The sequence below is a fragment of the Alkalihalophilus marmarensis DSM 21297 genome (genome assembly GCF_000474275.2).
Classification (GTDB): domain Bacteria; phylum Bacillota; class Bacilli; order Bacillales; family Bacillaceae_D; genus Alkalihalophilus; species Alkalihalophilus marmarensis.
The window spans coordinates 12,197-38,626 of sequence record NZ_ATAE01000011.1 but is presented as its reverse complement, the minus strand read 5'-3'; the positions used below and the strand labels follow the sequence as shown (position 1 = coordinate 38,626).

The 26,430-nt window shown below is 37.9% G+C and carries 32 protein-coding genes and 1 other annotated feature; of the genes, 25 read left to right on the top strand and 7 right to left on the bottom strand.

The features are described 5' to 3' along the window. Positions 1–195: 195 nt before the first annotated feature. The 5 genes from A33I_RS05940 (at position 196) to A33I_RS05920 (ending at position 3,201) form a co-directional block, all read left to right on the top strand. Entirely contained in the window at positions 196–1,038 is an 843-nt protein-coding gene (locus tag A33I_RS05940) for an esterase/lipase family protein (protein ID WP_022627565.1), read from the top strand. Positions 1,039–1,130: 92 nt separating this feature from the next. Then, the gene (locus A33I_RS05935; protein WP_031311458.1) at positions 1,131–1,424 is read left to right on the top strand and encodes an RNA polymerase alpha subunit C-terminal domain-containing protein; all 294 of its coding nucleotides are present in this window, start codon (positions 1,131–1,133) and stop codon (positions 1,422–1,424) included. A gap of 451 nt (positions 1,425–1,875) precedes the next feature. Beyond that, complete coding sequence (locus tag A33I_RS05930) at positions 1,876–2,187, top strand: DUF3221 domain-containing protein (RefSeq protein ID WP_022627562.1); 312 nt, start codon at positions 1,876–1,878, stop codon at positions 2,185–2,187. A 26-nt stretch (positions 2,188–2,213) separates the two neighbouring features. Beyond that, on the top strand, positions 2,214–2,579 hold the full coding sequence (locus A33I_RS05925) for a DUF4181 domain-containing protein (protein ID WP_022627561.1): 366 nt from the start codon (positions 2,214–2,216) through the stop codon (positions 2,577–2,579). Positions 2,580–2,616: 37 nt separating this feature from the next. Beyond that, entirely contained in the window at positions 2,617–3,201 is a 585-nt protein-coding gene (locus A33I_RS05920; RefSeq protein ID WP_022627560.1) for a VanZ family protein, read from the top strand. A gap of 50 nt (positions 3,202–3,251) precedes the next feature. Here A33I_RS05920 and A33I_RS05915 read toward each other — a convergent pair whose 3' ends face one another. After that, complete coding sequence (locus A33I_RS05915) at positions 3,252–3,449, bottom strand: hypothetical protein (protein WP_022627559.1); 198 nt, start codon at positions 3,447–3,449, stop codon at positions 3,252–3,254. Between the two features lie 149 nt (positions 3,450–3,598). Here A33I_RS05915 and A33I_RS05910 point away from each other — a divergent pair, with 149 nt between their 5' ends. Next, positions 3,599–3,952 (top strand): DUF2200 domain-containing protein, encoded by a 354-nt coding sequence (locus tag A33I_RS05910; protein WP_022627558.1) that lies wholly within the window; start codon positions 3,599–3,601, stop codon positions 3,950–3,952. A gap of 418 nt (positions 3,953–4,370) precedes the next feature. Here the strand turns inward: A33I_RS05910 and A33I_RS05905 are convergent, their stop codons facing one another. The 4 genes from A33I_RS05905 to A33I_RS05890 all read right to left on the bottom strand — a co-directional run bounded on the left by A33I_RS05905 (position 4,371) and on the right by A33I_RS05890 (position 6,739). Further along, positions 4,371–4,916, bottom strand: a complete 546-nt coding sequence (locus A33I_RS05905; protein WP_022627557.1) for a hypothetical protein — start codon at positions 4,914–4,916, stop codon at positions 4,371–4,373. 16 nt (positions 4,917–4,932) lie between these two features. Continuing rightward, positions 4,933–5,316 carry a VOC family protein gene (locus tag A33I_RS05900; protein WP_022627556.1) on the bottom strand — a complete coding sequence of 128 codons (384 nt, stop codon included), beginning with the start codon at positions 5,314–5,316 and terminating at the stop codon, positions 4,933–4,935. Between the two features lie 42 nt (positions 5,317–5,358). Beyond that, positions 5,359–5,637, bottom strand: coding sequence for an ArsR/SmtB family transcription factor (locus A33I_RS05895; protein WP_022627555.1), 279 nt, complete (start codon positions 5,635–5,637; stop codon positions 5,359–5,361). Between the two features lie 283 nt (positions 5,638–5,920). After that, positions 5,921–6,739 carry an STAS domain-containing protein gene (locus A33I_RS05890; RefSeq protein ID WP_022627554.1) on the bottom strand — a complete coding sequence of 273 codons (819 nt, stop codon included), beginning with the start codon at positions 6,737–6,739 and terminating at the stop codon, positions 5,921–5,923. Positions 6,740–6,964: 225 nt separating this feature from the next. Next, positions 6,965–7,228 (top strand) — a binding site (T-box leader). Between the two features lie 57 nt (positions 7,229–7,285). Between A33I_RS05890 and A33I_RS05885 the strand changes: the two genes are divergently transcribed. From A33I_RS05885 to A33I_RS05845, 10 genes are all read left to right on the top strand, one after another. Beyond that, positions 7,286–8,539, top strand: a complete 1,254-nt coding sequence (locus A33I_RS05885) for an MFS transporter (protein WP_031311455.1) — start codon at positions 7,286–7,288, stop codon at positions 8,537–8,539. Positions 8,540–9,038: 499 nt separating this feature from the next. Further along, the gene (locus A33I_RS05880) at positions 9,039–9,311 is read left to right on the top strand and encodes a CPCC family cysteine-rich protein (protein ID WP_022627552.1); all 273 of its coding nucleotides are present in this window, start codon (positions 9,039–9,041) and stop codon (positions 9,309–9,311) included. Positions 9,312–9,399: 88 nt separating this feature from the next. Next, positions 9,400–9,876, top strand: coding sequence for a hypothetical protein (locus A33I_RS05875; protein ID WP_022627551.1), 477 nt, complete (start codon positions 9,400–9,402; stop codon positions 9,874–9,876). A gap of 56 nt (positions 9,877–9,932) precedes the next feature. Beyond that, on the top strand, positions 9,933–10,748 hold the full coding sequence (locus A33I_RS05870) for a lipid II flippase Amj family protein (RefSeq protein WP_022627550.1): 816 nt from the start codon (positions 9,933–9,935) through the stop codon (positions 10,746–10,748). Positions 10,749–10,758: 10 nt separating this feature from the next. Continuing rightward, a complete protein-coding gene (locus A33I_RS05865; protein WP_022627549.1) occupies positions 10,759–11,322 on the top strand; it encodes a nucleotidyltransferase family protein in 564 nt (187 codons plus the stop codon). 369 nt (positions 11,323–11,691) lie between these two features. Next, on the top strand, positions 11,692–12,237 hold the full coding sequence (locus A33I_RS05860) for a GNAT family N-acetyltransferase (RefSeq protein ID WP_022627548.1): 546 nt from the start codon (positions 11,692–11,694) through the stop codon (positions 12,235–12,237). Between the two features lie 11 nt (positions 12,238–12,248). Further along, entirely contained in the window at positions 12,249–12,413 is a 165-nt protein-coding gene (locus A33I_RS20780) for a hypothetical protein (protein ID WP_022627547.1), read from the top strand. A 92-nt stretch (positions 12,414–12,505) separates the two neighbouring features. After that, a complete protein-coding gene (locus A33I_RS05855; RefSeq protein WP_022627546.1) occupies positions 12,506–12,907 on the top strand; it encodes a hypothetical protein in 402 nt (133 codons plus the stop codon). A gap of 194 nt (positions 12,908–13,101) precedes the next feature. Further along, on the top strand, positions 13,102–13,560 hold the full coding sequence (locus tag A33I_RS05850) for an SAM-dependent methyltransferase (RefSeq protein WP_022627544.1): 459 nt from the start codon (positions 13,102–13,104) through the stop codon (positions 13,558–13,560). Between the two features lie 60 nt (positions 13,561–13,620). Further along, positions 13,621–14,085, top strand: coding sequence for an AAA family ATPase (locus A33I_RS05845; protein ID WP_022627543.1), 465 nt, complete (start codon positions 13,621–13,623; stop codon positions 14,083–14,085). 141 nt (positions 14,086–14,226) lie between these two features. Here the strand turns inward: A33I_RS05845 and A33I_RS05840 are convergent, their stop codons facing one another. Both A33I_RS05840 and A33I_RS05835 read right to left on the bottom strand, forming a co-directional pair. Next, positions 14,227–14,976, bottom strand: coding sequence for an alpha/beta family hydrolase (locus tag A33I_RS05840; RefSeq protein ID WP_083477597.1), 750 nt, complete (start codon positions 14,974–14,976; stop codon positions 14,227–14,229). Between the two features lie 117 nt (positions 14,977–15,093). Then, positions 15,094–15,396 carry a hypothetical protein gene (locus tag A33I_RS05835; RefSeq protein WP_022627541.1) on the bottom strand — a complete coding sequence of 101 codons (303 nt, stop codon included), beginning with the start codon at positions 15,394–15,396 and terminating at the stop codon, positions 15,094–15,096. A 198-nt stretch (positions 15,397–15,594) separates the two neighbouring features. Between A33I_RS05835 and A33I_RS05830 the strand changes: the two genes are divergently transcribed. The 9 genes from A33I_RS05830 to A33I_RS05790 all read left to right on the top strand — a co-directional run bounded on the left by A33I_RS05830 (position 15,595) and on the right by A33I_RS05790 (position 26,421). Then, positions 15,595–16,125 (top strand): PadR family transcriptional regulator, encoded by a 531-nt coding sequence (locus tag A33I_RS05830; protein WP_022627540.1) that lies wholly within the window; start codon positions 15,595–15,597, stop codon positions 16,123–16,125. 535 nt (positions 16,126–16,660) lie between these two features. Next, positions 16,661–18,040, top strand: a complete 1,380-nt coding sequence (locus A33I_RS05825) for a YjiH family protein (RefSeq protein ID WP_022627538.1) — start codon at positions 16,661–16,663, stop codon at positions 18,038–18,040. A gap of 509 nt (positions 18,041–18,549) precedes the next feature. After that, positions 18,550–19,020: a GNAT family N-acetyltransferase gene (locus A33I_RS05820; protein WP_420796752.1), complete on the top strand. Its 471-nt coding sequence runs from the start codon at positions 18,550–18,552 to the stop codon at positions 19,018–19,020. 136 nt (positions 19,021–19,156) lie between these two features. After that, entirely contained in the window at positions 19,157–20,029 is an 873-nt protein-coding gene (locus A33I_RS05815) for a GNAT family N-acetyltransferase (protein WP_022627536.1), read from the top strand. A gap of 339 nt (positions 20,030–20,368) precedes the next feature. Next, positions 20,369–20,809 (top strand): NUDIX domain-containing protein, encoded by a 441-nt coding sequence (locus tag A33I_RS05810; protein WP_022627535.1) that lies wholly within the window; start codon positions 20,369–20,371, stop codon positions 20,807–20,809. Between the two features lie 548 nt (positions 20,810–21,357). Then, positions 21,358–22,077 carry an ABC transporter ATP-binding protein gene (locus A33I_RS05805; RefSeq protein ID WP_022627534.1) on the top strand — a complete coding sequence of 240 codons (720 nt, stop codon included), beginning with the start codon at positions 21,358–21,360 and terminating at the stop codon, positions 22,075–22,077. Then, positions 22,046–24,502: an FtsX-like permease family protein gene (locus tag A33I_RS05800; RefSeq protein ID WP_022627533.1), complete on the top strand. Its 2,457-nt coding sequence runs from the start codon at positions 22,046–22,048 to the stop codon at positions 24,500–24,502. The genes A33I_RS05805 and A33I_RS05800 overlap by 32 nt, the downstream gene beginning before the upstream one ends. 6 nt (positions 24,503–24,508) lie before the next feature. Further along, positions 24,509–25,012 carry a PadR family transcriptional regulator gene (locus A33I_RS05795; protein ID WP_022627532.1) on the top strand — a complete coding sequence of 168 codons (504 nt, stop codon included), beginning with the start codon at positions 24,509–24,511 and terminating at the stop codon, positions 25,010–25,012. Positions 25,013–25,410: 398 nt separating this feature from the next. Next, positions 25,411–26,421: an IS1595 family transposase gene (locus A33I_RS05790; protein WP_022627531.1), complete on the top strand. Its 1,011-nt coding sequence runs from the start codon at positions 25,411–25,413 to the stop codon at positions 26,419–26,421. Positions 26,422–26,430: the final 9 nt, after the last annotated feature.

Below are 26,430 nucleotides of genomic sequence, written 5' to 3'. Positions count from 1 at the left end.
TTGGCTGCCATTGCTAGTAAATAGAACATGGAAACAAATCACTTTGACATCATTCTAAATATTCTGTATATTCAAACTTAAGTTAATCGTTTGTGCGAAGATGTTGAGAAGCTCATTGAAATACTGCCTGGCAGTCATTTTGTGAGCTTTTTTGTGTGAACGAGCAGCTTAATTGATGGAAAAGGGGAATGTTAGATGGCTAAAAATTTGTTTCAACTCTTTATAGCAATCGCTTTCTTTTTCGTTTTGCCAGATCATTTTAAGGCTGGAGAGGCATTCTTGCTTGAACAAGGAACACCGCCACTAGGTGCAAACCTTGCCTCGTGCAAACCAGCCTCAGACAAGCCTAACCCAGTAATTCTTGTTCCAGGTACATTTGAGAGAAGTGCTCAAAATTGGCTGACTCTCTCACCCGAGCTTGCTAAAAAAGGATACTGTGTCTATGCAATGAATTACGGGTTAACTCACGCTGGACCATCCACAGGAGATATCAAAGAGTCAGCTATAGAGTTGAATGAATTTGTAGATAATGTATTGCAATTAACCGGGGCAGACAAAGTCGATATTATAGGTCATAGCCAAGGCGGGATGATGCCTCGATACTACTTAAAGTTTTTGGGCGGAGATAAATATGTGGAGAATCTGATTGCTTTTGTACCTTCTAACCACGGAACAACCGGTTTCTTTGGATTAGAACAGATCAATTCAGGAGCAGCAGATATTACCTCGTGTTTAGCTTGCCAACAGCAGCTCGTTGGATCTGAGTTCTTAGAGGAATTGAATAAAGGGAACGAAACCCCTGGGAATGTCTCCTATACTGTCATCTCTACAAAAACGGATCAAGTTGTGATTCCCTATACATCTGCATTCTTAGATGGTCCTGAAAAGCAGGTATCAAATATCACCATCCAAGACTATTACCGATTCAATTTAATTGGCCATCAGGGAATTGTTTACGATCGATTATCGTTTTCTTTTGTTTTTGATGCACTAGAACATGAAGGTCCTGCAAATCCTGAGCGCGCAGTAAAAAGGTAAGTAGAGTATGTTCATATTTCTTTGTATAATGAAGAAGAGACATACATATATCACAAAGAATTTAAGAACAAATAGTAGACGAGGAGGGATCTATGATGGCTGATAAGAAAATAAAGGTTTGTGAGAAGGGGCATGAATTTGTGAAAAGCAGTGATTGCCCTAGCTGCCCGATATGTGAGAAAGAAAATAAACCGGACAGTGGCTTCCTATCGAAACTAAGCTCACCTGCAAGAAGTGCTTTACTTCATGAAGGCATTGATACATTGACGAAGCTTTCAACCTATACAGAAAAAGAAATCCTGAAACTCCACGGCGTTGGGCCAGCATCCCTGCCAACGATGAGAGCTTCATTAGTGGAAGCAGGCTTATCGTTTAAGGAGAAATAGTATGGTCAATGAAAAGCTCATCTAGGAATGAGCTTTTTTGTTGATTTCTAAATTAAATATTGCATGCCTCTTACAATCAGTAACGTTAAGGCTCCCACAGCTAATAAAAAAGAAAACACAGCCGACCATCTATGCTTATCTTCAATCTCAATCCACATTTGATAAAGGCTTGCGACCACCTGTAATCCAAGCAGGGTGAACCAGCCGAGATGAACGTTATATGGATTGTCATCAAAGAAATAAAAACTACAAAAACGATATTAAAGAAAATCCTGACTCCCCTTTTTCTCGCTATGCTTTCATGATTAGTGTTGTCATCCATTCTCTAGGTCTCCTTCACATAACGATTCTACTCTAGGTTCAGCATAACAAAATATTGGGAATATTTGTAGGTAGTGAAACGTTTTTCCGGCTTCGTTCGTATTATAATAAAGAAACAAGGGGTGACTTCATGTATAAACGCTTTATAATAGCTTTGATTGTGCTCACCAGCTGTCTGCTCGCAGCGTGCAGTAATGAGGATCAGATACCAAATGCTGCTTTTTCAGGAACGATCGAAAGCATCCATAATGACAGTGCGATTATTGCGATTGAAGAGGGGGAGATCTTAAGCTCTGGTGATAAGGTGAGCGTGAATTTGTCAGTAAATGAAGAAGACACATTTGCGGTTGGTGACCGGGTCGTTGTTGAGTATGACGGGGCCGTGATGGAGTCTTACCCTTTGCAAGTGCACACGATTTCCGTTGAACATGTGAGTGATTAAGAATACGGACAGAGAGGAGGCTAAGTTTGTTCGTCATCATTTATATTATGGCTGGTATCCTTATCTTGGATCAATTGATTAATAGAAGACTTATAAAGAGATTACATATCACAGAAGCTGAATTGGAAAAGAAGTATGTGAACAATCCCCATAAATATGGCGAGAAGCTCCTGTACAGTATTAGTTTTATTGTCATGTTCTTTGCCATATATGAATTTCATCAGCTCAGAATATTTATTTTTATTGGAATGGCCGCATTATTTGCGTTTCGTACGTTGATGAAATGGAAGCATGCTGAGGGAAATAGAAGCTATATCTTAAGTTCAGTAACTTGTGGATTGTTTGTCGTTGGCGCGGTTGTGTATGCAGTCAGTCATGTTTTGATCACGTAGTCTAGTAAGCTAACTAAATTGAATAAGGGGTTAGATCGTGTACATAGTAAATGTTGTATTTATAGGGAGCATTTTAATCGTTGCGTATTTCATTTTTGATTTACTTAAGAATCGCAACAAACCGTTTATAAGAAGAGTCCTGTTCGCTAGTTTTCTATTTTATCTTTTTAATGTACTGCAGCAAATTACCGGAGGCATCCATATACCACCTCTTGCTGAGATGAATTACTGGAGTGTGGAATATCATATTCAACTAGTACCTTTTTATTTTATAGCTGATTTAATAAATCATTATAGTCATTCTGGTCTTAGTTGGTTCTTTTGGAATGCAGTAAAGTTATCTTTCTTTAATGTTCTACTGTTATTACCACTTGGGATTTATCTATCCATCTATAAAGTTAACAGCTTCAAAAAAGCAGGTATAATCATCATTGGTGTAAGTTTTGCATTAGAGACATTACAAATTGTATTAAGTTATTCCGGACTCACTTATCCACGTAGTTTTAATGTCGATGACTTGTTATTGAATACATTAGGCGGTTTAGTGGGGTATACCTTATTCAAACGTGTGAAAAAGCTTTTTCCTTCTCATGATTATAAAAACGAAAAAGTAGCTAGTTAATTTCAACCTAACCACCTCAGAGCCAGTAACTTTGAGGTGGTTAGTCGTGTTTATGTAGAAATGCTTATGATATTCGTGAATACGATATAAAAAGGGAAGAATGCAATCGCCATAAGTAAGCAGATTTTCCCCATCTTTTTCTTCTCCAAATCCTTCTCACCTAACCAAATCAGAGCTAAAATCACACCTATTAAAGGGAAGAGGAGGCACACAATATAAAGCAGTATTCGATCATGCCGAGATTTCAACGCAGTTCCTCCTTCAAAAAAGATTATCCTTACAACACGATACCATCTATAGGAAAATTAAGGAACTGAGGTCATGAAAGTATTTACTCTCTAATTTGAACCTTATAACCAGCTGGATTATAATGAAGAAAACGATAAGGGAGAGTTCTATGACGACTAAACATAAGATCTATACGATGAGCTTTGCAAAAGTATACCCGTGCTATGTAGCAAAAGCAGAGAAAAAGGGACGCACGAAAGAAGAAGTCGATGAAATCATCCGCTGGTTAACAGGGTACAGCCAAGAAGAGCTAGATACCCATATCGAAAAAGAGACTGACTTTGAAACATTCTTAGCAGAAGCTCCTGAGATGAATCCATCCAGAAAGCTAATCAAAGGTGTTGTATGTGGCATTCGAGTAGAGGACATTGAAGAGCCAACGATGCAGGAGATTCGTTACATGGATAAACTGATTGATGAATTAGCAAGAGGGAAGGCGATGGAGAAGATTTTGCGCGGTTGAATACAGGTTCTCGAAAAATTATTAAGGGCGGGGGATGAGTCTCCCCACATTAGTTGTTGATTTGGGCTTCAGGTACTCGCTTTCCGCGGGCGGACCGGGAGTCTCCTCGTCGCTTTTGCTCCTGTGGGGTCTCCCATGGTCAACGCTAATCCCGCTGGAGTCTCGGACCTTCCGCTCCAATCAACGTAGCGTGATGTTGTATAGTGCCCCCGCATTATAAGTAGCACTTAGTAAATAGAACTGAGCCTATTAACTACATCAATCCACTCAATTCGGGGAAAAAGCAATAACTCGTGAATGCTCCAGCGGTGTCTAGAGCAGGGCTGAGATCCCACAGGGCCAAAGCCCGAGGAAGCTCAGCAGCTCACCGCGGAAAGCGAAGCATAATTCAGAAGCGGCGAGTATACTCTGCACATCCCTACTTAACTATCGCCAAATACTTCTTCTTATACTTAGCATCCTCAACTGTTTCAATTAACTCTAGTGCTGTTTGCTTGATCTCTTCATCCTGATAATGATCATAGAGATTTCTCATATTTTGAATAATATCATTTCGAATTAACGTGTAATTTTTCTCATCTGTACCCAGTTGAAACCGTTCCATCATCGCTTCCATCACCAGTTCCTTTTGAGGAGCACCAGCAATACCAACCTTCCAAATGGCTTGAAGACTGTGCCTTGCTGTGACAAATTTTTCATCCTTGGTAACCTGCCACAGCTTAGCGAAGTCTTCCATCATCCTCATCTCAGGATCGCTTATCGCTAGATTCGCTAAATACTGTGCAGCACGTGAGCGTTGATGGCCGTCTTTATGAGTTAAATCCTCTACTAATTGATCCCACACCTCATAAGCCCAATCCACTTTTTCGTTCGTAACCGTTAATATCTTTTGGTAGGCTTCATATCGTTCATCTTTATCGCCTGATCTTGACTTTTCAAACGCAATTTTAATTTGATTGTCCATTTTTTCACCTGCCTGTTTACTGTTGTACGATTTGGATAAGGTTGCCACATGTATCATCGAAGACAGCCATCGTAATCGTTCCCATTTCTGTCGGCTGCATCGTAAACTCAACACCTTTTTCAACTAACCGGTTATATTCCTCGTGAATATTTGTCACAGCAAACATCGTTGCGGGAATCCCGTCGGCAAAGATCTTTTGTTGATACTCTTTAGCAGCTGGATGCTCATTTGGTTCTAGCAGCAGCTCACATCCGCCTTCATCTTCCGGGGAAGCAAGGGTAATCCACCTAAATTTCCCAGTAGGTATGTCATGCTTTTTTATAAAGCCCAATTTGTCGGTATAAAAAGCTAGTGCTTGGTTCTGATCTTCTACAAAAATGCTATTCACAATAATTCTCATGTCAATTCCTCCTAAGTTTCATCTATAACTGTGATAACTAAATTAGTCGACCCATCCTTTCAACAGATTTTTAAGTGGTTCGTTGGTGAAGATCAGTACTCGATATTTCCCTTTTTTCTCAGATTGCACAAGCCCGGCTTCTTCTAAAACGGAAAGGTGCTTTGCTATCGCTTGCCGTGATATAGAAAGGTTATGTTTCATAATGAGCCGAGTCGTAAGCTCATACAAAGTTAATTCATTACGATCAGATAGCTCATCTAACATAAGCCGTCTGGTGGAGTCACTAAGTGCTTTGAAAATCAAATCTTTATTCCGGTTCATGAATTAAGTATAAGCAACCAAAAAGTTGCATGTCAAGTATGAGCAACTAAATGGTTGCTCATGAAGTGAACGAATCCTTATATGTAATTTCCCTTAATAACTTAATTTATTCTGTGCATAAAGCCCATTAAATCAACCCTAAAGAAGGGAGGCAGGGTACAAATTCGAATGCAGCCATAATAAAAAACACCGATCCATTTATTAACGGACCGGCGTTTAGTCTAGCGGGAATAGCCTTAGTGATATGTATGATTCAAGTAAGTGTGTTGAGTAAGTGATCATTTTATAGATATTCTTTTAACGTTTCTTGCAGCGTCCCTCTAATGTCTGTATCATTTTCAAAACGAATTCCTGCTTTCACCATATTCTTTACGAGGTCTGGTCGTAATCCTGTAAGAACGGCCTTACATCCCATCATAGAAGCACCCGCTAAGATCTGATCTAATTGATCGATCACATTTTTCTCCATTACTGCTATTCCGGAAAGGTCTAGAATAAGTGTTTGAATTCGCGCTTCTGCGATTTCGTGTAATACTTTTTCTGCAATCACTTGAATTCTATAGCCATCAACGCTTCCTATAAGAGGTAAGACGTATACATGTTCTTGAACTGGAATAATCGGTACCGATAAATGCTCCACGATCTGTCTTTGTTTATTCAACATCTCATCTTTATAACATGAATACTTTATGAAAAAGGTGTTAAGAAACTGGTCTACCCGGTCATTGATCATTTTCTCTAATTCAAAGAAATCATTACGCGAGTCTGTATATCTTTTCGTCGAATCCAAATCATTAACAAACTTCCAGATCGTTCTTCTAATAGCCTGTACCCATTCTAATTTTAATGACAATGTTAAAGAGTGTGAGGCCCAGGCTTCACCTTCTTGATTAGCAAAAGAGATTAGCTCTTCATCTTTTTGCTCTAAAACATAACGAGTCAGTCGTTGAGCATTTTTTAATAAATCAATGTTGCCTGTCATTAAAATATCACTGATCTTACTTGATACATTCACCGCTTCTGAGAGCAGCATCTCTTTAAATTCTTCAACGTTCTCTTGAATGTAAGTATTTGCTTCCTTACCCATTCTAGATATTTCCATGTTGGATCCTCTCCTAAAATTCTTTTAGTTGTGTATTCCATAGATTGAGTGAGAAAGTACAAAGAGTGAACTTAATTAGAGGGTCTATAGAAAAGTCTATACTGAATATTCACTTAATTCAATACCAATTCGGTAACTTTTTATATAAGTATGTTGTATAATTGAAGTGAAAATAAAGTATTTACAAAAGTCAGATCATCCCATATGATAAGATCTAATTCCATATCAAAAGCGATGAAAAGAAGAGTAAGCTCATTACATTATCGACAGAGACCTCTGTTAGCTGAGAAAGAGGGATAAGAGTGTGAGTTGAACCAAGGCTTTGAGCTGTGCTTCGGATTTATGTAGTCCATAATGATGCGGCATCGGGTTCTCCCGTTACAGAGATAAGGTATCGCAGGCAGAATTTAGCCATGCCGTACTTGATAAGGCTTCTTTAGTGATGAAGAAGTGAATGGGGTGGCACCGCGACATAATCTCGCCCCCAAAACGATTAGGTTTTGGGGGTGGGATTTTTTTGTTCTTTTTCAACATTTATTGAAGGGAATGGTGTCGGTGCTGAAATGGAAAGATCCACTATTATTATTAGGCGGGATAGGCATTTCAACGATTGGAGGCTGGGTGTATCTTATTGCGATAAACCTCATTGTCTTACATGAAACAGGGTCGCCCCTTGCGATGGCGCTCCTCTATATCCTAGGCCCGATCGCAGCCGTTTGCTCAAATGCGTGGGCAGGAAGCTATATTGACCGGATGAACACGCGCACGTTAATGATCTATCTCGATGTATTTAGGGCGATTGTAATTTTCCTCATTCCATTTGTACCGTCATTACTCTATGTCTATGTGATGGCATTCATTATCCATATGGCCAGTGCCATTTTTGAGCCTGCATCCATGGTTTATATGACAAAGCTGATTCCCAAAGTTGACCGTCAGCGTTTTAATGCGCTTCGAAGCTTTATTCAATCAAGCGGAACGATCATCGGTCCATCTGTGGCAGGTGTTTTATTTATCGTCGGTACACCTTATACGGCAATCTATGTCAATGCGGCTGCATTAGTTGGATCTGCCTTTATCATTCGTTTGTTACCAAATGTCGATTCTTTGTTAGGTCAAGGCAGTTCACCAAAGGTCACATGCTCAATGATTAAAAATGATATGAAAACAGTCGTTACCTTCTGTAGATCATCTTCCTATGTAGCTAAGATCTACTTGTTAGGCTGCGGGGTAACGATTTTTATGACAGCGATCGACTCACTAGAAGCGGCTTTTGCAAAAGGGGTCTTACTGATGACGGATGCAGCGTATGGATTTTTCTTAGCAGTGTTTGGCGCAGGAATCATCGTAGGCTCCATCATTAATTCAGTTTTCGCGAAGCAGTTACGTGTGAAGTTTTTAATTGGATTCGGAACTTCGGCTGCAGCTATTGGCTATTTTGCTTTATATAGCTCGACTGATTTTTACTATGCGGCTGTTGGCTGCTTTTTAATAGGGGCTGCGATTACGTTTTCTAATACCGGTTTTTTAACCTTTTATCAAAACAATGTTCCAGTAGAAATGATGGGGAGGTTCGGTAGTATTCTAGGGATTGTAGAAGCTGTTTGTATTGTTATTTTAACGCTGACGATAGGCCTTCTAGCAGAGTTAACGTCCATACGCCCTGTAGGGTTAGTTGCGTCCTTAGGATTTTTCATGCTAGGTACCGTTACTTTACGTACGGTTATGAAACGGAAGAGTGAGATTTACTTTAGGAGCGATGGTGGGAAGGAGGAAAAGGTGATTCGCCATTCTGTGTAGCGGTGGAAGTGGTTATTATCAATTTATTCATTTACGGTAAGTAATAAATGGTCCTTTCTATTAGAAGAAGGGACCTTACTTCACTTTATAATCACGACAAGCTGATAATGTGTTTAAGAAAGAAAGTATACGTTAGCCAATATAACGGTAAATAAAACAACGCCAATAAAAACGAGATTAAAGTATACATTTTTTACTGATATATTATAGTCCCTTTTACTGAGCAAGTAATTTAGAAATACAAACGAAGCTGACCAAATAAAAAAGATCGAAGGGGTCAACCAATTAAGATAGATAAGAAGCATTAAGCCTATACAAAATAAAATATAACGAATCCCCTCAACTTTTATAAGCGACACCTAATGTACCCCACCTTTAAAAATAGCTTTTCGAATTATACCACAATTGGATTAAAGCTAATATTACTTGATAAAAAGGACAATTATTGACAATTAAATGTTAAAATATAGTAGATCGGTAGTTAAGGAGCGAATATTAGATGAAATACACTTGTCCTTGTTGCGGCTATAAAGTATTAGATGGAGAACCTCCTGGAAGTTATGAGATATGCAGTATCTGCTTTTGGGAAGATGATGGAGTCCAATTTGATGATCCTGATTTAGAGGGTGGTGCAAATATCCCGTCTTTGAGACAAGCGCAGAAAAACTATATTTCATTTGGAGCCTGTGAGAAAGGCTGTATTGAGTTTGTGAGACCACCAACTATAAATGATGTGAAAGACCCTGATTGGAAGATGCTACCTGATGTTTAGGATGATTTTTAGTATAGTAACGATTTCTTAACAGGGTATTAGCGGCTTCTTATCACCTAAATAAGGTCCATACGAAAGGAAAACATAGATGACTCAGTATATTTATATTGCTTCACCAATGAGACTGCCCAGCGGTTCATATGGTTCTAACCCCATATCAGCAGACCAGCCGAATGTATATAAAAATGAATTGGATTTCACTCATTTATATTTCGAGAATAATTATGACAGCAGCTCAAAACAAAGATTCTCATATAGCCCGCATTTTACATATAAACATCAAGTGGCCGCATTTTCTAACCATATTCCATTACCCTATCAACTAAAGGGAACAGCTGAGCAAGATAAATGTCTATCGATCCTCTATACCTACCTCGAAGAAGCGATTCAACAATGTGGAGTAGTAGAGTACTTCACTTCTTTGAACGGTGAAGAAGACTTGCCGCTTTTGAAAAAGAGAACCATTCATTGGCCAGATGTAAAGAAACCTTATGACTTGGTAATAGATGACCGTGAATTTTGGGAGATTACCTTGTGGAATGCAAATTGGTTGGAACATACGTAAAACTTATTGGATTTGATGAGGATAAGAATAAGCTGTTAGCTTGAAAGGAACCATCTATGGACATCATTACAGACAAAGTTATATTAATTGCACTATTTATCTTAATCATTCATTGTATCGAAACCTTAGCTTATTCGGTGCGGATTTCTGGCGCAAGAGTTCGGTTAATTGCATCTGGCCTCGCCTTATTTAATGTGATGGTCATCGTTTCACGTTTAGCCAATATGATGCAGCAGCCGTTTACCGGAAGCTTAATTGATACTGCTCCTCCAGAACAAGCTCTAACGCTTGTTGAGAGCCAGTATAGAGTCATTATTGGGGCTTCAACCGTTGGGACGATCGTAGGGATTCTTCTTCTGCCTACTTTTATAGCTATCTTCTCACGTTCTATCATTCATTTATCAAGACTAAATGGTTCCGTACCAGCCTTGGTTCAACAAGGCCTCAAATGGCGAATGATGAAAAGAGGCATTCGACATATCCGTTTGCCGCGGCTTACCTATCTTAACGGAATGAAGTTAAGAGACTTCCCAATAAAATTATTTCTTATAAACATGATCGTGACTTCGGTTTATACGATTGGTGTGCTGTCGGCATTATATGCATCTTTACTTGCACCGGAGAGAGCATCAACCGCTATTATGGCTTCTGGTCTTATCAATGGTGTGGCTACGATTTTACTCGTCATTTTCATTGATCCAAAGATTTCAGTGCTGGCTGATCAAGTGGTTAATAAGAAAGGGAGTTACTTATCTCTTAAAACCATCTCCATTATGATGATCACATCTCGCCTTTTAGGCACGCTGCTTGCTCAGGTGCTATTCATTCCTGGTGCTTATTATGTTGCTTGGTTTACAAAGTTTATTGTGTAAGGAGGCAGTTATGTTATCAGAAGAAGAGATCCTATGTATGATACAAGAAGATGAATGGATGATGGATACTCTCCAAACCGTCCGTACGCTGAAACTTGAAGATTGGTGGATATGTGCTGGATTTGTTCGTTCTATAATTTGGGATGTGATGCATCAGTATGAAAAAAGAACGCCCTTGCCAGATATAGATGTTATTTACTTCGACCAGCAACATGCTGATGAAAAAACAGATCGTGCATTGGAAGCCAAGTTACATACATTAAAACCTGATCTGCCCTGGTCCGTTAAAAATCAAGCAAGGATGCATACAAGAAATCAAACGCCTCCTTACAAATCGAGTGTTGATGCCATGTCGAAATTTCCGGAGACAGCCACAGCACTAGGGGTTACTCTAACTCCTCACGGCAAGCTTATTCTTGCAGCGCCTCATGGCATTAATGATGCTGTGACGCTGCAAGTAAAACCGACGCCATGCTTCCAAGAAGATCCTAAGCGCAAAGAGATCTATAGAAATAGAGTGACAAAGAAAAATTGGAAGAAGGCCTGGCCAAAGATATCAGTATATTCAATTTAATAAATCCTGATGGGGAGAAACATAAATGAAACTTTATAAATGCTGTAAATGCCACTCAATAACCAGCTTTAGTGACCGCTTTAAATCGATGTTTTTAAATAAATTTAAATGTGAGATGTGTCATTTTAACAATGAAATCTCTATTTATTCGAGAGTCATCATGAGTGTACTCACTTCATTAAGCATATCTGGTTTTGGATATTTACTTTTTAGTAGTCTGGAATCTATTTTCTTGTCTATGGTTGGATCTATCGTTTTCACACTGCTGCTCATGCCGTTGTATCCATTTTTGATTACGTATGATTGTGAAGAGATTTCGAATTCATAAAGGGATGCACTTCAAACATTAATAATAAGGGAGGATTCTCTTTGTCTAAACAACCCAAAACCCCCTATATAATCCGGCAAGCTGCAAAAGAAGATGCCGCCCAATTATCAGAAGTACGGCTGCAAATAGATGGTGAAACTGAATTCATGGATCGAGAACGAGGAGAAGCCTTCTTAAGTAAAGCTGACTTCGAACAGATCATTGAAAAAGATAATAACCAAGATACAAATTTGTTTTTGGTAGCTGAAGCCGAAGGGAAAGTGATTGGCTTCGCGAGGTGTGCAGGGAACAGCCTGAAAAGAACCTCTCACAAAGTCGATTTTGGAATTTGTGTACTAAAAGCTCACTGGGGCCAAGGAATTGGAAAATGTCTTCTACAAGAAGCGATCGAATGGTCTGATGAAAACAATATTAAAAAGATCGCTCTTCAAGTAATTGAGACAAACCATCAGGCCATAAAGTTGTATAAACGTCATGGGTTTCAGGTAGAGGGAAGGCTAAGGTTTGATAAATGGCTATCCGATAACAACTATTATGATACGTTATTGATGGGGAGGATTACCAAAGTATCAAACAACAATACTTAAGGAGGCCCAATTTGTTTAAGAAGTACAAGCTTCATATTTTGGCTTTAGTTGGATACATACTATATCTCATCATTAGGGAAGAGACGGTTACTTTTACAATGATCCTAATGATTATTTTTTCATTTGCATTTGTTGCTTGGATGCTCGAGGAGTTGGATAAACAGAATGCAAACTAACTGCGCGCGGTACATAGACCATAGTCACATTAAACATAGTCAGCTCGTCTGCTTTATATACTACATAAAGCACATATAAAAGGGGGACTACGATGAGAGAAGTTTGGAAGTATCTAGGCTGGATGCTGTTGATCGGGCTGGTTTTATGGGGCGGCTTAACCTTTCAGCACCATTTAAGATTGGAGGCCTCGAGAAACTTTGAGATGTGGCCGTTTTTTCTATTTTCAACTTTGTTTCCTATAATTCTAGGAGTTCTTCTACGTCTACCAAGGTTCATTAAAGAACACAAAGCAGGGAAAGGGTGGAAGGTCAATTGGGTAAAGCTGCTTATTGCAGGCATCCCGTTGTGTTATGTGACCGTCGTCCCGCTGCTTGCCCATTTTATCCCATTACAATATCTTCCGTTCACACTCGAGATTATGCATATTGAATCAATGGCTATCACAGGAATTATTTTAGGGTATATAGTGCTCGATAGTTTGGTTGAAAGATAAGGTTGGTGGTTATTCAAGTGTTAATTATTTACATCATTTCGGCCCAGCATAAGTAAAAAAGTTCCTTCACCTGTAAACATTACACGATGCATCTCAATAGTTCCTTTCATAGTTTAGGAGCGTTTAGTTGCTTCCTTACTAAAGCCAAACTCAGGTCTCATATAAAAAATAATAGAAAGAAAAGAGGAAATCAAATGATCACATTAACCCCTGTTGGTATTGCTTATAATCTGAGAAATGAGATTGAAGATGATTACTGGGGTGAGGTAGTTAGTAAGATCGTATTGGACTCTACCTTCCCAGAGGAAGCTTTTAATGAAATTGATTCTTTTTCACATTTAGAGATTATCTTTTATTTTCATAAGGTGGCGAAAGATAAAATAATTACAGGTGCAAGACACCCTAGGAATGATACGTCCTTACCTAAAGTAGGGATCTTTTCGCAGCGTGGAAAAAACCGCCCTAATCAATTAGGACTTACAACGGTAAAGGTAGTTGGAAGAAAAGGTAGAGAGCTAACTGTTTCAGGCCTTGATTGTATTAATGAAACGCCAATATTAGATATCAAGCCAGTAATGCAAGAATTTCTTCCTAGAGAGAAGATCTCTCAGCCAGGGTGGACAAGGGATATCATGAAGAATTATTGGAAGTAATATTGGTCATGAACATTCATATTAACGGGCATTCATATCTATTTAAATGGAGGACGCACCATGGCAATCATTTTTATTACAGGCTTATCTGGAGTCGGTAAATCAAGTGCATTGATACAGTTAGAAAAAGAAGGATACAATGTTGTCGATACGGATAATGGCTACGTTAAGTCAATAGGAAATGAGGGGGTAGAAGAAAGAATCTGGGACGTGGAAAAGATAACTCGTCTGTTAGAGCAGTATAAACATTCACATCTTTTTATCTCAGGATGCTACTCTAATCAAGGAAAATTTTATCACTACTTTGATTATGTAGTGCTGCTAAAAACTGATTTGAATGTAATGATTGATAGAATCAATAAGAGAACTCCTCATGATTATGGTAAGAGTCCAGAAGAACGAGCAGAGGTGTTAGATAGTTATGAAAACGTACTCCCCTTGTTAGAAAAAAGGTCTGATATCATCATAGACACTACCAATAACGGAATTAACGAGGTTTGTAGGAGACTTAAGGAATTAGTATAATTTCAATTTTGTCCATTTTGTTCAGGAACAAGCAGGGTTCCTCGGGATATGGCTCAAAACTATATGTGAAATGAAGGGGGGCCAAGTACAATTTGTCCCGCCCTCATCATAATGATTTTCGCTAAGAACCGTTCCTACACCTTAATGACTTGAATGAACAGTATCCAACCAATTAACAATGGTTTCTATGATTATCTCTTGCTGTTCACTAACCGTTATTTTTGCTTCATTATCTCCAGATTGGCTACCATAAACACCAAAATAGGCGTGGTTACCTCCTGGAATTTCAATAAATGTAGTTGTTTTGGGTATGTTCGAGCTGTATTCTTTTATTTTTTCAGGGGTGCTTAGACCATCGACTTCCCCGCTTATAGATAGAACCGGTAAATTTGATTCACTTAATACATCATTGCTTGCTGCATATGCGCCAAGTAATATAAGCCCGTTTACCTGGTCTAAATTTCGGTCTGCATACATAGCAGCTGCTGCCCCTCCCATTGAATGTCCGGCAATATACCATTCAATGTTCGTATCATTTTGGATTAGTTCATTTGCTTTAGACACATCAAAAATTGCCAAATTTAATCTAACCGAGGGTATCGCCACTGTAATATCTTGCTTTGATAACTCTTGTGCGAGATAAGCATACGCTTCGGGTTCAACCTTTGCACCAGGATAAAGAATGATACCTTTATCAGCATTTTCAGCTCGATAGATAGACCATCCGTCTTCTATATCCTCCATTTCCTCTATGTGGATTTGTTCTGAATCTATTGCGCTGTAGGTGATTTGAGTCCATATAAGGAATATAGATAATATCAAGATTACTAGCATACTTAAAGTGATGAATGCCAATAATACCGTTTTTTTAGTGAGAATTTTTTTCATCATTATACCCTTTTATTCACAAGCCAATTAAGTAGAGAAGCAGAGGATCTACTTAAAAATATGAATAAGAATCCTTTCTTAAATGATATTTCATAACTCAGTTCATAAGCGTACCAAAAATTAAATTAGGATCTCGTTCGTAACGAATTTCTTCACTTTATCAAATTCACTTTCCTCAATTAGTAATTTCTCAAAAGGACTTATGGCCAAGAAACTAATCGTTTCACAAACGTAGTCTTTAACAGATTCTCTAAGATCCTCTTCAATCATCGAAATTTCCTTCCAATTTCCCCAACTCATGATATCCGCTTTATCGAACTCAAATTCTCTCACTTCACTCGTTTTAGGAGTAGCAAGTTTTTGGTCGCAACAGCGACAATATTCTTCACGTGTTTGAAATTCAATAACAATTGTTTTGTCCATGAGCTCAACTCCTTATAAAAAATAATATACTATTTCCTCTAAAACATCGATATGGGTATGAAAAACAGTCATGTTCCAATTTTTCATATGTCAATTTAGACATATGAAGCTATAGATATAGTAAGCAATGATAAAACTTTGGTCAAGTAAATATGCTATAATTTTTTCATATAGACAAATTTTAAGGAATTGATGTTTATGAGCTTACGATACGCTTTATTAGGGATAATATCTAAAAAACCAGTAACCGGATACGATGTGGTAAGAATATTTAAGCAGCAGATGGTCTATTTCTGGAATTCGACCCATAGTCAAATCTATACAGAATTACACAAAATGGAAAAAGATAACTTGATTGAACACGAACTAGTTATTCAAGGAACCTCACCAAATAAAAAAATATACTCTCTTACAGATTCAGGGAAGAAAGATCTAATACGCTGGGCAATCGAGGAACCTTTAAAACAAACAAAAATTAAAGATGAATTTTTAATCAAAACGACTATTTTTCCTGTACTGTCCGTGACGGAAATCAATACCTTGTTAGACGAAGTTATAGAGAGGGAAGAGAGAATTCTAAAAATGACAAAACAATGGAAAGACCATTTTGTTAGTCAAAAGGAAAACGACACAGGCACTATGTTAACCGTTGAATATGGGATAAGGTATTCAGAAATGTACTTGGAATGGTGTAAGTGGGCAAAACAATATATAAACGAAAAAGAGTAAAAATTTATGCACATATATTTGCCATGGATTTAGAAGGGTTAAAGACCTATTTGGAGAAATAAGGACCCTTCCAGACTCAACTAAAGCAGCGTATCCCATTGTGGATACGCTTTTTTATTGTGGGAGGCAAAGGAGGATTTAAGGTTAAAGTTATAGCTAACATGGCAAAAAGAAAGAAATTTTGCGAAACGAAAAAATTTTTCACTTTTCTTTTTATTAAAATTTCAAAACCCTTAATAGAAAAGGGTTTCACTTTGGAATAAATCTTGCACTATTTAAAAATACGTTTAGCTCAATTTTCTGATTTTACAAATATCTTATGAGGGAAGGGAGATCTCCGTATGGATAGTTACAGATAAGGTGTACTTATATAGATTAATGTATCCGCTTACAAATGGAAAGGTGTTGAATGTATTAATTAATAATCACTAGAAATCACGATTAAGAATTGACAATGGATTTGGTTAAGTACATAGAGATATTAAAAAAAGGAACGGTACATTATTTAATAAAAATAGGAGGGGGCATAGTTATTATGTCTGCTATTCAAAAAGAAAAGAGAAAAATAGAAACGACCTATCAATTAAAAGATTATATGAAATTTATTATTCCCTCTTTGTTTGGAATTTTTCTATTCATGATTCCTTTAACTTATAACGGAGAGATTACCATTCCAGTGGCCTTTATGGCTAAGCAAGTCGAAGGACTATTAGGCGGAATGATACCATCTTTAATGACTTTCATTCTTCTTTTTGTAGCAATTATGACAATTGTCGTTACAAAACTCGAACCTAAAGCTTTGGTAAAAAAACCTTTAATGAAAACTCTATTTCATGTGAAGCCTGTTTGGGTTTATGTGCGAATTCTAGGTATGCTTTTTGCCGTAATGACTCTGTTTCAGATCGGACCTGAGTGGATTTGGTCAGACTACACAGGTGGTTTATTACTTTATGATTTACTTCCCATTTTGTTTACAGTATTTCTATTTGCCGGATTTCTCCTGCCATTACTATTGAATTTTGGCCTGCTCGAGCTTTGTGGTATTCTTTTAAACAAAATTATGAGACCTTTATTTACACTTCCTGGACGCTCATCGATTGACTGCTTAGCCTCTTGGATGGGAGACGGAACAATAGGTGTACTACTAACGAATAAACAGTATGAGGAAGGGTTCTATACTAAACGCGAGGCGGCAGTCATCGGGACAACCTTTTCTGTGGTATCCATTACGTTTAGTATCGTTATTTTATCGTATCTGGAATTAGAGCATTTATTTATACCGTATTACATGACAATAGCAATAGCTGGCTTCGTTGCTGCTGTCATTCTTCCTAGAATCCCGCCTCTCTCACGTAAGAAAGATGAGTATGTGGTAGAAAATAAGCAAATAGTAAAAGACAGTGATATGAAAGGTGTACCAATATTTAAGCTTGGAATGGAAAAGGCGTTAGAACGTGCCGCAACGAAAAATAATGGTATTGGGAACACAACGAGAAATGGGTTGAAAAATGTTCTTGATATGTGGTTTGGGGTCATTCCAGTTGTAATGGCTTTAGGAACCATCGCCTTAATTACTGCAGAACATACATCATTTTTTGATCTATTAGGTATGCCTTTTATACCTTTATTGGATATCATGCAAGTTCCAGAAGCGGATCAAGCTGCACAGGCAATGGTGATTGGATTTGCCGATATGTTTTTACCAGCTGTGATCGGTAGTGGAATTGAAAGTGAATTTACGCGGTTTGTTATTGCCTGCGTGTCCGTAACACAGCTGATCTATATGTCCGAGGTTGGTGGATTGTTACTTGCTTCTAAATTACCAGTTAAATTTACAGATCTTGTGGTTATCTTCCTGGAACGAACTTTCGTTACATTACCTATTATCGTATTGATCGCACATATTATTTTCTAAACTAAAACCCCTTCTTAGGGGTTTTTATCATTTAGACACCCTTAAGAAGAAGGGGCCTGTGTTCTACATTATTTCATTTAAATTAGTATTCCGTGAGAAAGTTGTAGAAGAATATTTCAAACAAACAAATGGATTTTCATGTTAATATTTACCTTTATAAGGTATTTTTCGATAGGTGTCTTTTTTTAGATACAGCACAAATTGATCTATAAGGAGAATGTTCATGAAATTATTTTTGTCTATTCGTTTATATAAAGAAATAATTCAAGTAGCGGGGGAGAAATCTTAATTATCGCCTTTTTTATAAAGTAAGTAACGAAGCAGATAATTTAATAAGTTTATTGCGCGCTTTTCACCAAATAGGAAAGAAAGTCTAAAAAAATAGTAATGTTAGATATTTTGTCAAATTAGTTCGGTAATCGAATTCATAGGATAAAATGATAGTAAGAAATATATTTATTGAGGTGATTCGGTTGATTAATAATGTACAGATTGAACAAGTGATAATTATGGATAAACACGCGGATGAACTTTCCAAACTTCTGGTAAAGGTAGTAGAAGATGACGCATCGCTTGGCTTTTTACCACCACTCCAATTATCTGATGCGAATAAATATTGGATGAATGTCTTAAATCCCCAAGTACTTTTATTCGTGGCTAAAATAAACAACCAGATTGTTGGCAGCGTACAACTACAGCTATGTACTAAGCAGAATGGTGCTCATAGAGCTGAAATTGCAAAGCTGATGACAGACCCTAATTATCGACGCAGTGGTATTGCGCGTTCACTTATGAATAAAGCAGAAGAGAGAGCCAAGCTGGAAGGGAGGTCATTATTAGTTCTCGATACAAGAGAAGGAGATCCTTCTAATCTTCTTTATTCTTCAATTGGTTATATCCAGGCTGGTAAAATCCCTCATTATGCTAGATCGGCAAATGGAGAGCTACATTCTACTGTTCTTTACTACAAATCTTTTTAATTTATCCTAGGGACTAAAAAGGTTGTAGTACAGGCAGGAGTTTCTTTTATTGGGGTACTGTTATTTACGGTATATTACTTTGAAATATTTCATGCAGGCATTAGAGAAAAAAGTGTTCTAAAAAGGGAGAAATGTTATGGCCAGTTGCAATAAATCAATATTGGATCTAGTAGAATTCGTTGAACGTGATATTCCACAATTAGTTGAACTATCTACATCAGTGGGATGGGACTATGATGAAAGAGAACTTAAAACGGTCCTTGCATCAGGTAATATCTTTGGACATAAGGATTTAGAGGAAAGAATCGTTTCAAGTGCAGCAATCATCCCCTATGGCAGATCTTTAGCTTCTATTGGCATGGTTATCGTGCATGAAGACTATAGAGGGATGGGATTAGGAGAAGAAGCCACTAAAAGGTGTATTGAAGATGTTACGACTGACACTCCAATTATGCTAATTGCCACGAAAGAAGGTTCACCCCTTTATAAAAAAATGGGTTTTAATTCGGTAGGTTATGTTGATAAATACATTTGTGATCATTATATGTTTGATCATGACCCGTTGCTTGGAAGTAACACCACTATCGAAGAGTATAGTGGTGTTGATATGGATGCAATTTATAAACTTGATGAGAGAGCTTTCGGTGCTACGAGAACTCGCTTTTTAAAAATTAGAATGAAGCAGGCTGAACAAATCTTCGTTGCCAAGGATGATCAGGGAGCTATTGTGGGATATGGTCTTTCCATTTCAGGGCCAGTTCATCTTATATTAGGCCCGATTGTAGCAAGGGATTTTCAAGTTGCTTCTGGTTTGATAGATAAACTTGCTATTAATCATCAAGGAAAAATAAGAATTGATGTTCCGTTAGAAAATAATGAATTTATGATGTTTTTGAATAGGAGAGGATTTGTTAATGTGAACCGTCCTCCAATCATGGTCATTAATTCTGATAGTCTACCTACCAGGAACAATACATTGTTCAGCATTGCAGCTCAAGTATTTGGGTAGTTTGCGTTTAGTTCAAATAGATAGATAAATAAACTTATTTGCTTACATAACTTTTCCTATAATGCAGTAAAAAAAGTACCCTGTCAGCAACTAGTATGGCAGGTGTTATAAAAGTATCTTTCATTCTCTAAAAATTAATAGTAAACTAAATATGAACTGGAAAATTGTAGCTAGGGTTCCGCTATTCAGATAGGTCAGTGACCAAGGGCTACATCTTTTACCATATGTAAAAGGCACCTATTGACATAGAAGGTCCGAGGGGAAAGGTTCAGCGTATTTGGCATGCGTTGAAATCTTTCCAATCGGTCCTTTTTTTATTAGTTAAAGGAGGACGATTGAATGGAGAAGGTTGATGATTTAAAAGCTGCTGTTGCAGTAATTATTTTGGATAAGGACAACCACGTTTTGTTACAAAAAAGGGCAGATGTTGGATTATGGGGTATTCCTTCAGGCCATATCGAAATAGGGGAAACTGTTTCAGAAGCAGCTATTAGAGAAGTCAAAGAGGAAACGAATTTGGATATAAGAATTAAGAAGCTTATTGGTGTATACTCTGATCCTCATTCACAGGTATTTACTTATCCCAATGGTAAAACAGTACATTTTATAACCACATGTTTTCTCGCTGAAATAACCGGGGGAGAACTATGTTGTAATTCGTCTGAGTCACTAGAAATTAAATTTTTTGAACAACAGAACTTACCTAAAGACTTATTGAGGATGCATCCCAGGTGGTTAGAAGATGCCCTTGCTGACAGAGAAGCCGCTTTTGTTCGTTAACTAAATTCTTCTTAAAATGCACGACTAAATAATTATATAAAAACATATAACCGCATTAAATTCTATTATTAAAAAGTGGGAATCCATAGAATTAAAAGATAACGAATGGAACATTAAGTGTAGGATGTTTGCTTTTCCACACTAGGAAAAAGCTGCCGTTACTATGATAAATTCAGAATTAGATTCTCATAGATTAAAGGGAAATTATAGGGGGAGATCTAATAATGTTTTAATTCATAAAAGTGGAAATAAAGTATCTTATATAATTATAAACACTGCTAATAATGGTGTAAATTCACGGTAAATTCTAATTACTCTTCGATTCATATTTGTGATTCTGTAAATAGCTTATCATGTTGAATAAAGACTTATAAAATTTCCCTTTCGGCTCAGTCACTTTCAGTGGCTGTTTTTTTTATAAAAAATCTGTTTACAAATTATAGAAATAATATATATACTTAGTATATAGTTTTTTTTGTGATTTTGTTTATATATAAACATTTTTATAAAAAAAAATGACTACTTAGTATAAGTATTGGAGGGATTTGATGATTAGGGTACAGAACGTAAGAAAGAGCTTTTATCAAGGAAAATTAGAATCTAAAGTGTTGAAGGGTGTGAATATTGACATTAAGAAAGGAGAGTTCGTAGCTATTATGGGCCCTAGTGGTTCAGGAAAAAGCACACTTCTTCAACTTCTTGGGGGGCTTGATGTTCCAGACGACGGAACAATAAAAATTGACCAACAAACCATTGAAAAAATGAAAGAAAAAGAAAGAACAATCTTCCGTAGGAGAAATATCGGGTTTGTCTTTCAGAACTACCAGCTGCTTCATAATTTGAGCGTAGAGGAAAATATTGCATTTCCGCTCCATGCAGATGGGAAGTTAAATCAAGAGGGTCGCCAAAGGATTTCTGAAATGATTGAAGCAGTAGGGTTGGTTGGTTTTGAAAAAAATCGTGTTTCCCTTCTAAGCGGTGGACAACAACAAAGGGTTGCAATAGCAAGAGCTCTGGTGAACGAACCAAGGGTCCTCTTGGCAGATGAACCGACCGGTAATTTGGACCGCGCAAAAGCTGAAGAGATATTAGCCTTAATGGTTTCCTTTCATCGTAAACACACTCAAACGATTGTGATGGTTACCCACGATATCTTTGCAGCTGGGTTTGCCGATCGCATTATTCTTTTTAAAGACGGAGGAATTGAACGGGTGATTTCTAGAAAGGAAGATGACTATGCTGAATATCTGGCAAATTTCATGGCGTAATTTCATGCATAGAAAAAAGAGGTTTCTCTTTACACTTACTGCGTTGGTAATGGGGGTTGCCATTACGACTTCGATGCTTGTAGCTGACAAAACAACCGAAGATGTATTTACTTACTACGAGCAAATGTATGTTGCCAACGCAGATTATTGGATACTTAGTGACAGCCATACTTTTTCAGAAGACATCATACGCGATTTGACAACTCACCCTGAAGTAAGAGAGGCCCTCCTTGCTTTAGATAAACAATCTTTCATCGAAATGGACGAAGATCGGTCGCGATATGAGAGGTCTGTTCGTATTACAGGGGTGAGCGATTTTTCTAGCTCTCTACTAAAACTTCCAGTTACCGAGGGGAGTTTGGAAGATCCAGGATTGATCTTACCGGAACCTGTTGCTAAGCTTCTAGGAAAAGGAATTGGAGACACTATACGTTTTGAAGGTATGGGTGAACTTGAAGTTTCTGCAATAGTAGCATACGTGCAGGTCTTGGCTAGTCCAAGTGATTGGGAGGCTGCGCAGTCGTCAGGATTCCGAGTGATGGTTCCCCTTGATATATTGCAGGATTGGACAAATTTGAACGATCAAATCTCTTACATGCGCTTTCAAACGGAAGGGGATGGAGAAACGCTTTTTAGGGACCTTCAGAAGGAATTTCAGGAGACCTCGCCATTCATCCAGCCGGTAGTGGCTGATGATCGACAGAGCAACGACATTGCAGGGCTCTATACGTTCTTTCATTTGATTGCAATCCTTGCAATTTTAATTAGTGGTTTTATTGTCTTTAATATGATTTATACTAATGTTATTGAAAGAAGAAAGGAATTCGCAATTATGAAAAGCCTTGGTTACCAGCAGTGGACGGTATCTAAGCTGGTTCTGACCGAAGTGCTACTTCTGTCCATAATTGCTGTGATGATTGGAGTACCTTTTGGTGTTTGGCTGGGAGACCTATTTATGGTGGCACTTCTAAGCGTGTTTGCTTTTGATATGGTATATTCCCTGAATTGGGTGATTCCAGCTTTTATTTCGACTGCAGCTGGGCTCGTGTTTCCCGTTCTCTTTACTCTTATTCCCATTTACCGTGCAGGCACCACCTCAATTTTGCTAACTTTAAAAGGAGAAGCTGCTGATGGAAAAAATACCAGTAAAAGTGTGTTTCGTTTGGTTGGCGGTTTAGCGCTACTTACTTTTTCATTGGTAGATCACTCTCTTTCCTATGCTGCAATTTTATTCGGGGTCATTCTCCTGTTTCCGTACATCCTTACCGTTACCGCATTTTTCCTTCGATCGACTTTTACATTTTTGTTTGGTTACGGCGGAACTCTAGCATTGCAAAACCTTCTATATCAAATCGGCCGTAACGCTAATACAGCCGCAATATTGGCCATTGGCATTTCTGTTGTACTGCTTCTCGGTGCAGCGGTAGAGTCAGCACCAGTCGGGTATGAGAGGGAAATCAGAAGTACGTATGGCGGGGATGTAAGAATCTCTTCTGAGACCCCATGGACCATAAATGACCAGTCTAAGATCGCATCATATGTAGGAGTGAAGGAGGTATATGAGTTATCGGAAGCAACACCTATAACGTGGAAAACGTTGAATGGAGAATATAGGCAATTTTCCATTCTTTCTGTCAGCTCGGATGGTCCAAATCTTTACGGATATCATGATGATATACTTAACAGTAAACTAAGCGAAAAAGCGTCAGTCATTCTCGGTAATCGCGCTTTTGATGAATGGGGAGGAGAAGTCGGGGACTCTATCGTCATAAATACTCCAAAAGGAGAACAGGAATTAAAGGTAGTAGCAAGTGTGTCAACCGCCCATTATTCAGGGTATGTTGCATTTATGGAGCAAAATTACATGCAGGAAGCACTTGGATGGAATGGAAGTTTCGACTTGCTTTTAACATTAGAGGGAGAGGGTACTGAGGTTATGGCAAGCGTATGGGATGATTTCTCAGACCAGCTTTCTGGTGCGGAAACAGTAGAAGATAAAATTCATTCTACAACCTCAGCGATATCTGAAATGTATAGTCTCATTTATATCCTCATGATTATGATGGTTGGTTTGGCTAGCATTGGAACTGCTAATACAGTGCTTATGAATACTTTAGAACGAACTAACGAAATTGGTACAATGAGGGCAATTGGATTTACCCGAGCGCAGGTAAAACAGATGATCCTTGCAGAAGGATTGCTTATTGGACTGACTGGTGTTGTAGGGGGCATTTTAACAGGGGTTCTCCTTATCTTCACTGCCAGCCGTTCTGAACTGATGGAAGGATTCCTTGCCTTTCATGTTCCTTTGAATTATGTATTAATTGCAGTTATCAGTGGATTAATTTTCAGTTTGTTTGCATCTTGGTCTGCCGGGAATCATGCCTCTAATGTTAAACTTCAATCATCACTTAAAGAAGGGTAATTGCTTATGTCAGTAAAATACGGGATATTAACCATCCTCTGGAATGGAAAGCATCATGGATATGACTTAAAAGTTGGAGTTGATTCTCTAATTGGAATGAAAGGAAAAATAAACCCGGGACAAATCTACACCACACTTGACCGGCTGTCCCGTGATGGTATGGTAAGCTCAGCGGGGACTGATAATCAAGAACGAAAACGGTATGCTATTGAAGAAAAAGGTAAAGAAGCCCTCGAGAAATGGTTGCTTGACCCTGTTCCTTATCATTCCACAAAGGAAGATTTCTTTTATAAATGGAATTGTGCAAGAAACATCCAATTCGATGAAGAAAAACAGATGTTGGATCAGCAGAAAACACTTATTATTAAAGAGACATTGGAACTTTCCAAGCTAAAAACAGAGTTTCTTATAAAAGGTGAAGAAGACAAGTATCTTCTGGTTACTGGAACGCTGTTACACCTTGAAGCAGACTTAAATTGGATCACAAGGGTAGAGAACCGCCTACAATAATGTAAGTATTCCCCGCCGTGCACAAAAGGATGCTGGCGGGATTTGCATGTAACGAGCCTTCTAAAAATCTCTAAACTAGACAGAAATGCTTTAGATGAAAGCGAGAAAGCAAACGAAGGTGACCTATGGATTTATTACGTAATAAAGTGACCCTACAGGCTATGAGCTATTTGTTCTTCTCATACTGTATAACCCAATTGAGTACAAAGCCTTGATATCTCCTTAAATCAGTCAATAATTGCTTCTCATATACATGTAAATGACATAAAAACGCATTTTGATTTCAGGTAATCAAAATGCGTTTTTTGCTTTAATAAAGGCTGTTTTCGTATAGATTGTTGCTTTCCTGACCATACTGTATAAAGGTTGGTATAATAGGTTTAAGGAGGCGTTCGAGTATGTGGAAAGATGTATATGAAGAGTTCAGCGAATTAACAAAATCAGAGCAAATGGCTTTATTTGACGCTATGAAACAGGATTTGTTTCCAGAAGAGCCAGATAAAATCACAAAACTACTAAAAACCATTCGTGAAGCACGATTTTCTTCGGGTATGGCTTGTGTTCATTGCGGAAGTACATCGGTTAAGCGAAATGGCAAATATCGCACTCGACAACGCTATCTATGTAAGGATTGCAATAAAACATTCAATGATATGACAAATACACCATTTTCAGGCTCACGCTACCCTGAAAAATGGGTAAAATATATAGAACTAATGGTTGAAGGTTATACCTTACCAAAAATCGCTGAACGCCTTAAAATACACATCTCTACTGCATTTTATTGGAGACATAAAATCTTGAACGCATTAGGAAGTCTTGGTTTTAATCAATTGCAAGGTATCGTAGAAAGTGACGAAACCTTCTTTCGTGAGTCATTAAAAGGTCGCAGAGAAATCACTCACAGAAAAGCCAAGAAGCGTGGAGAAAAGGACAAGAAAAGAGGTATTTCTAACCTTAAAATTGCTGTTGTAGTAGCACAAGATAGAAACGGCAATATGATTGCTCGAAAAGCAGGAACAGGGCGTGTTAGAGCCGAAGAAATTGACACTGTGATAGGTGAGTTTATTCACCCGTCTGCTTTGTTATGTACAGATACAGCAACCAACTACAAAAAGTTTGCCAAACTGAAAGGTCTCTTGCACGAAACAGTTAATGAACGCCAAAAACAGCGTGTGAAGAAGGGTATTTATCATATTCAGCACGTTAATAACTTTCACAATCGTTTAAAAGGGTGGTTAGAGCGTTTTCAAGGTGTAGGTACTCATTATTTGGATAATTACCTCTATTGGTTCCGTTGGCTCGAATTAGGTAAGGATTTAGCATTTGATAAACGAGTAGAGCAAATGCTTATTTCAGCGTGTCAAAAATCCAATCATACTACGGTAGAGATGCTTAGAAGTGCATAATAAAAGACC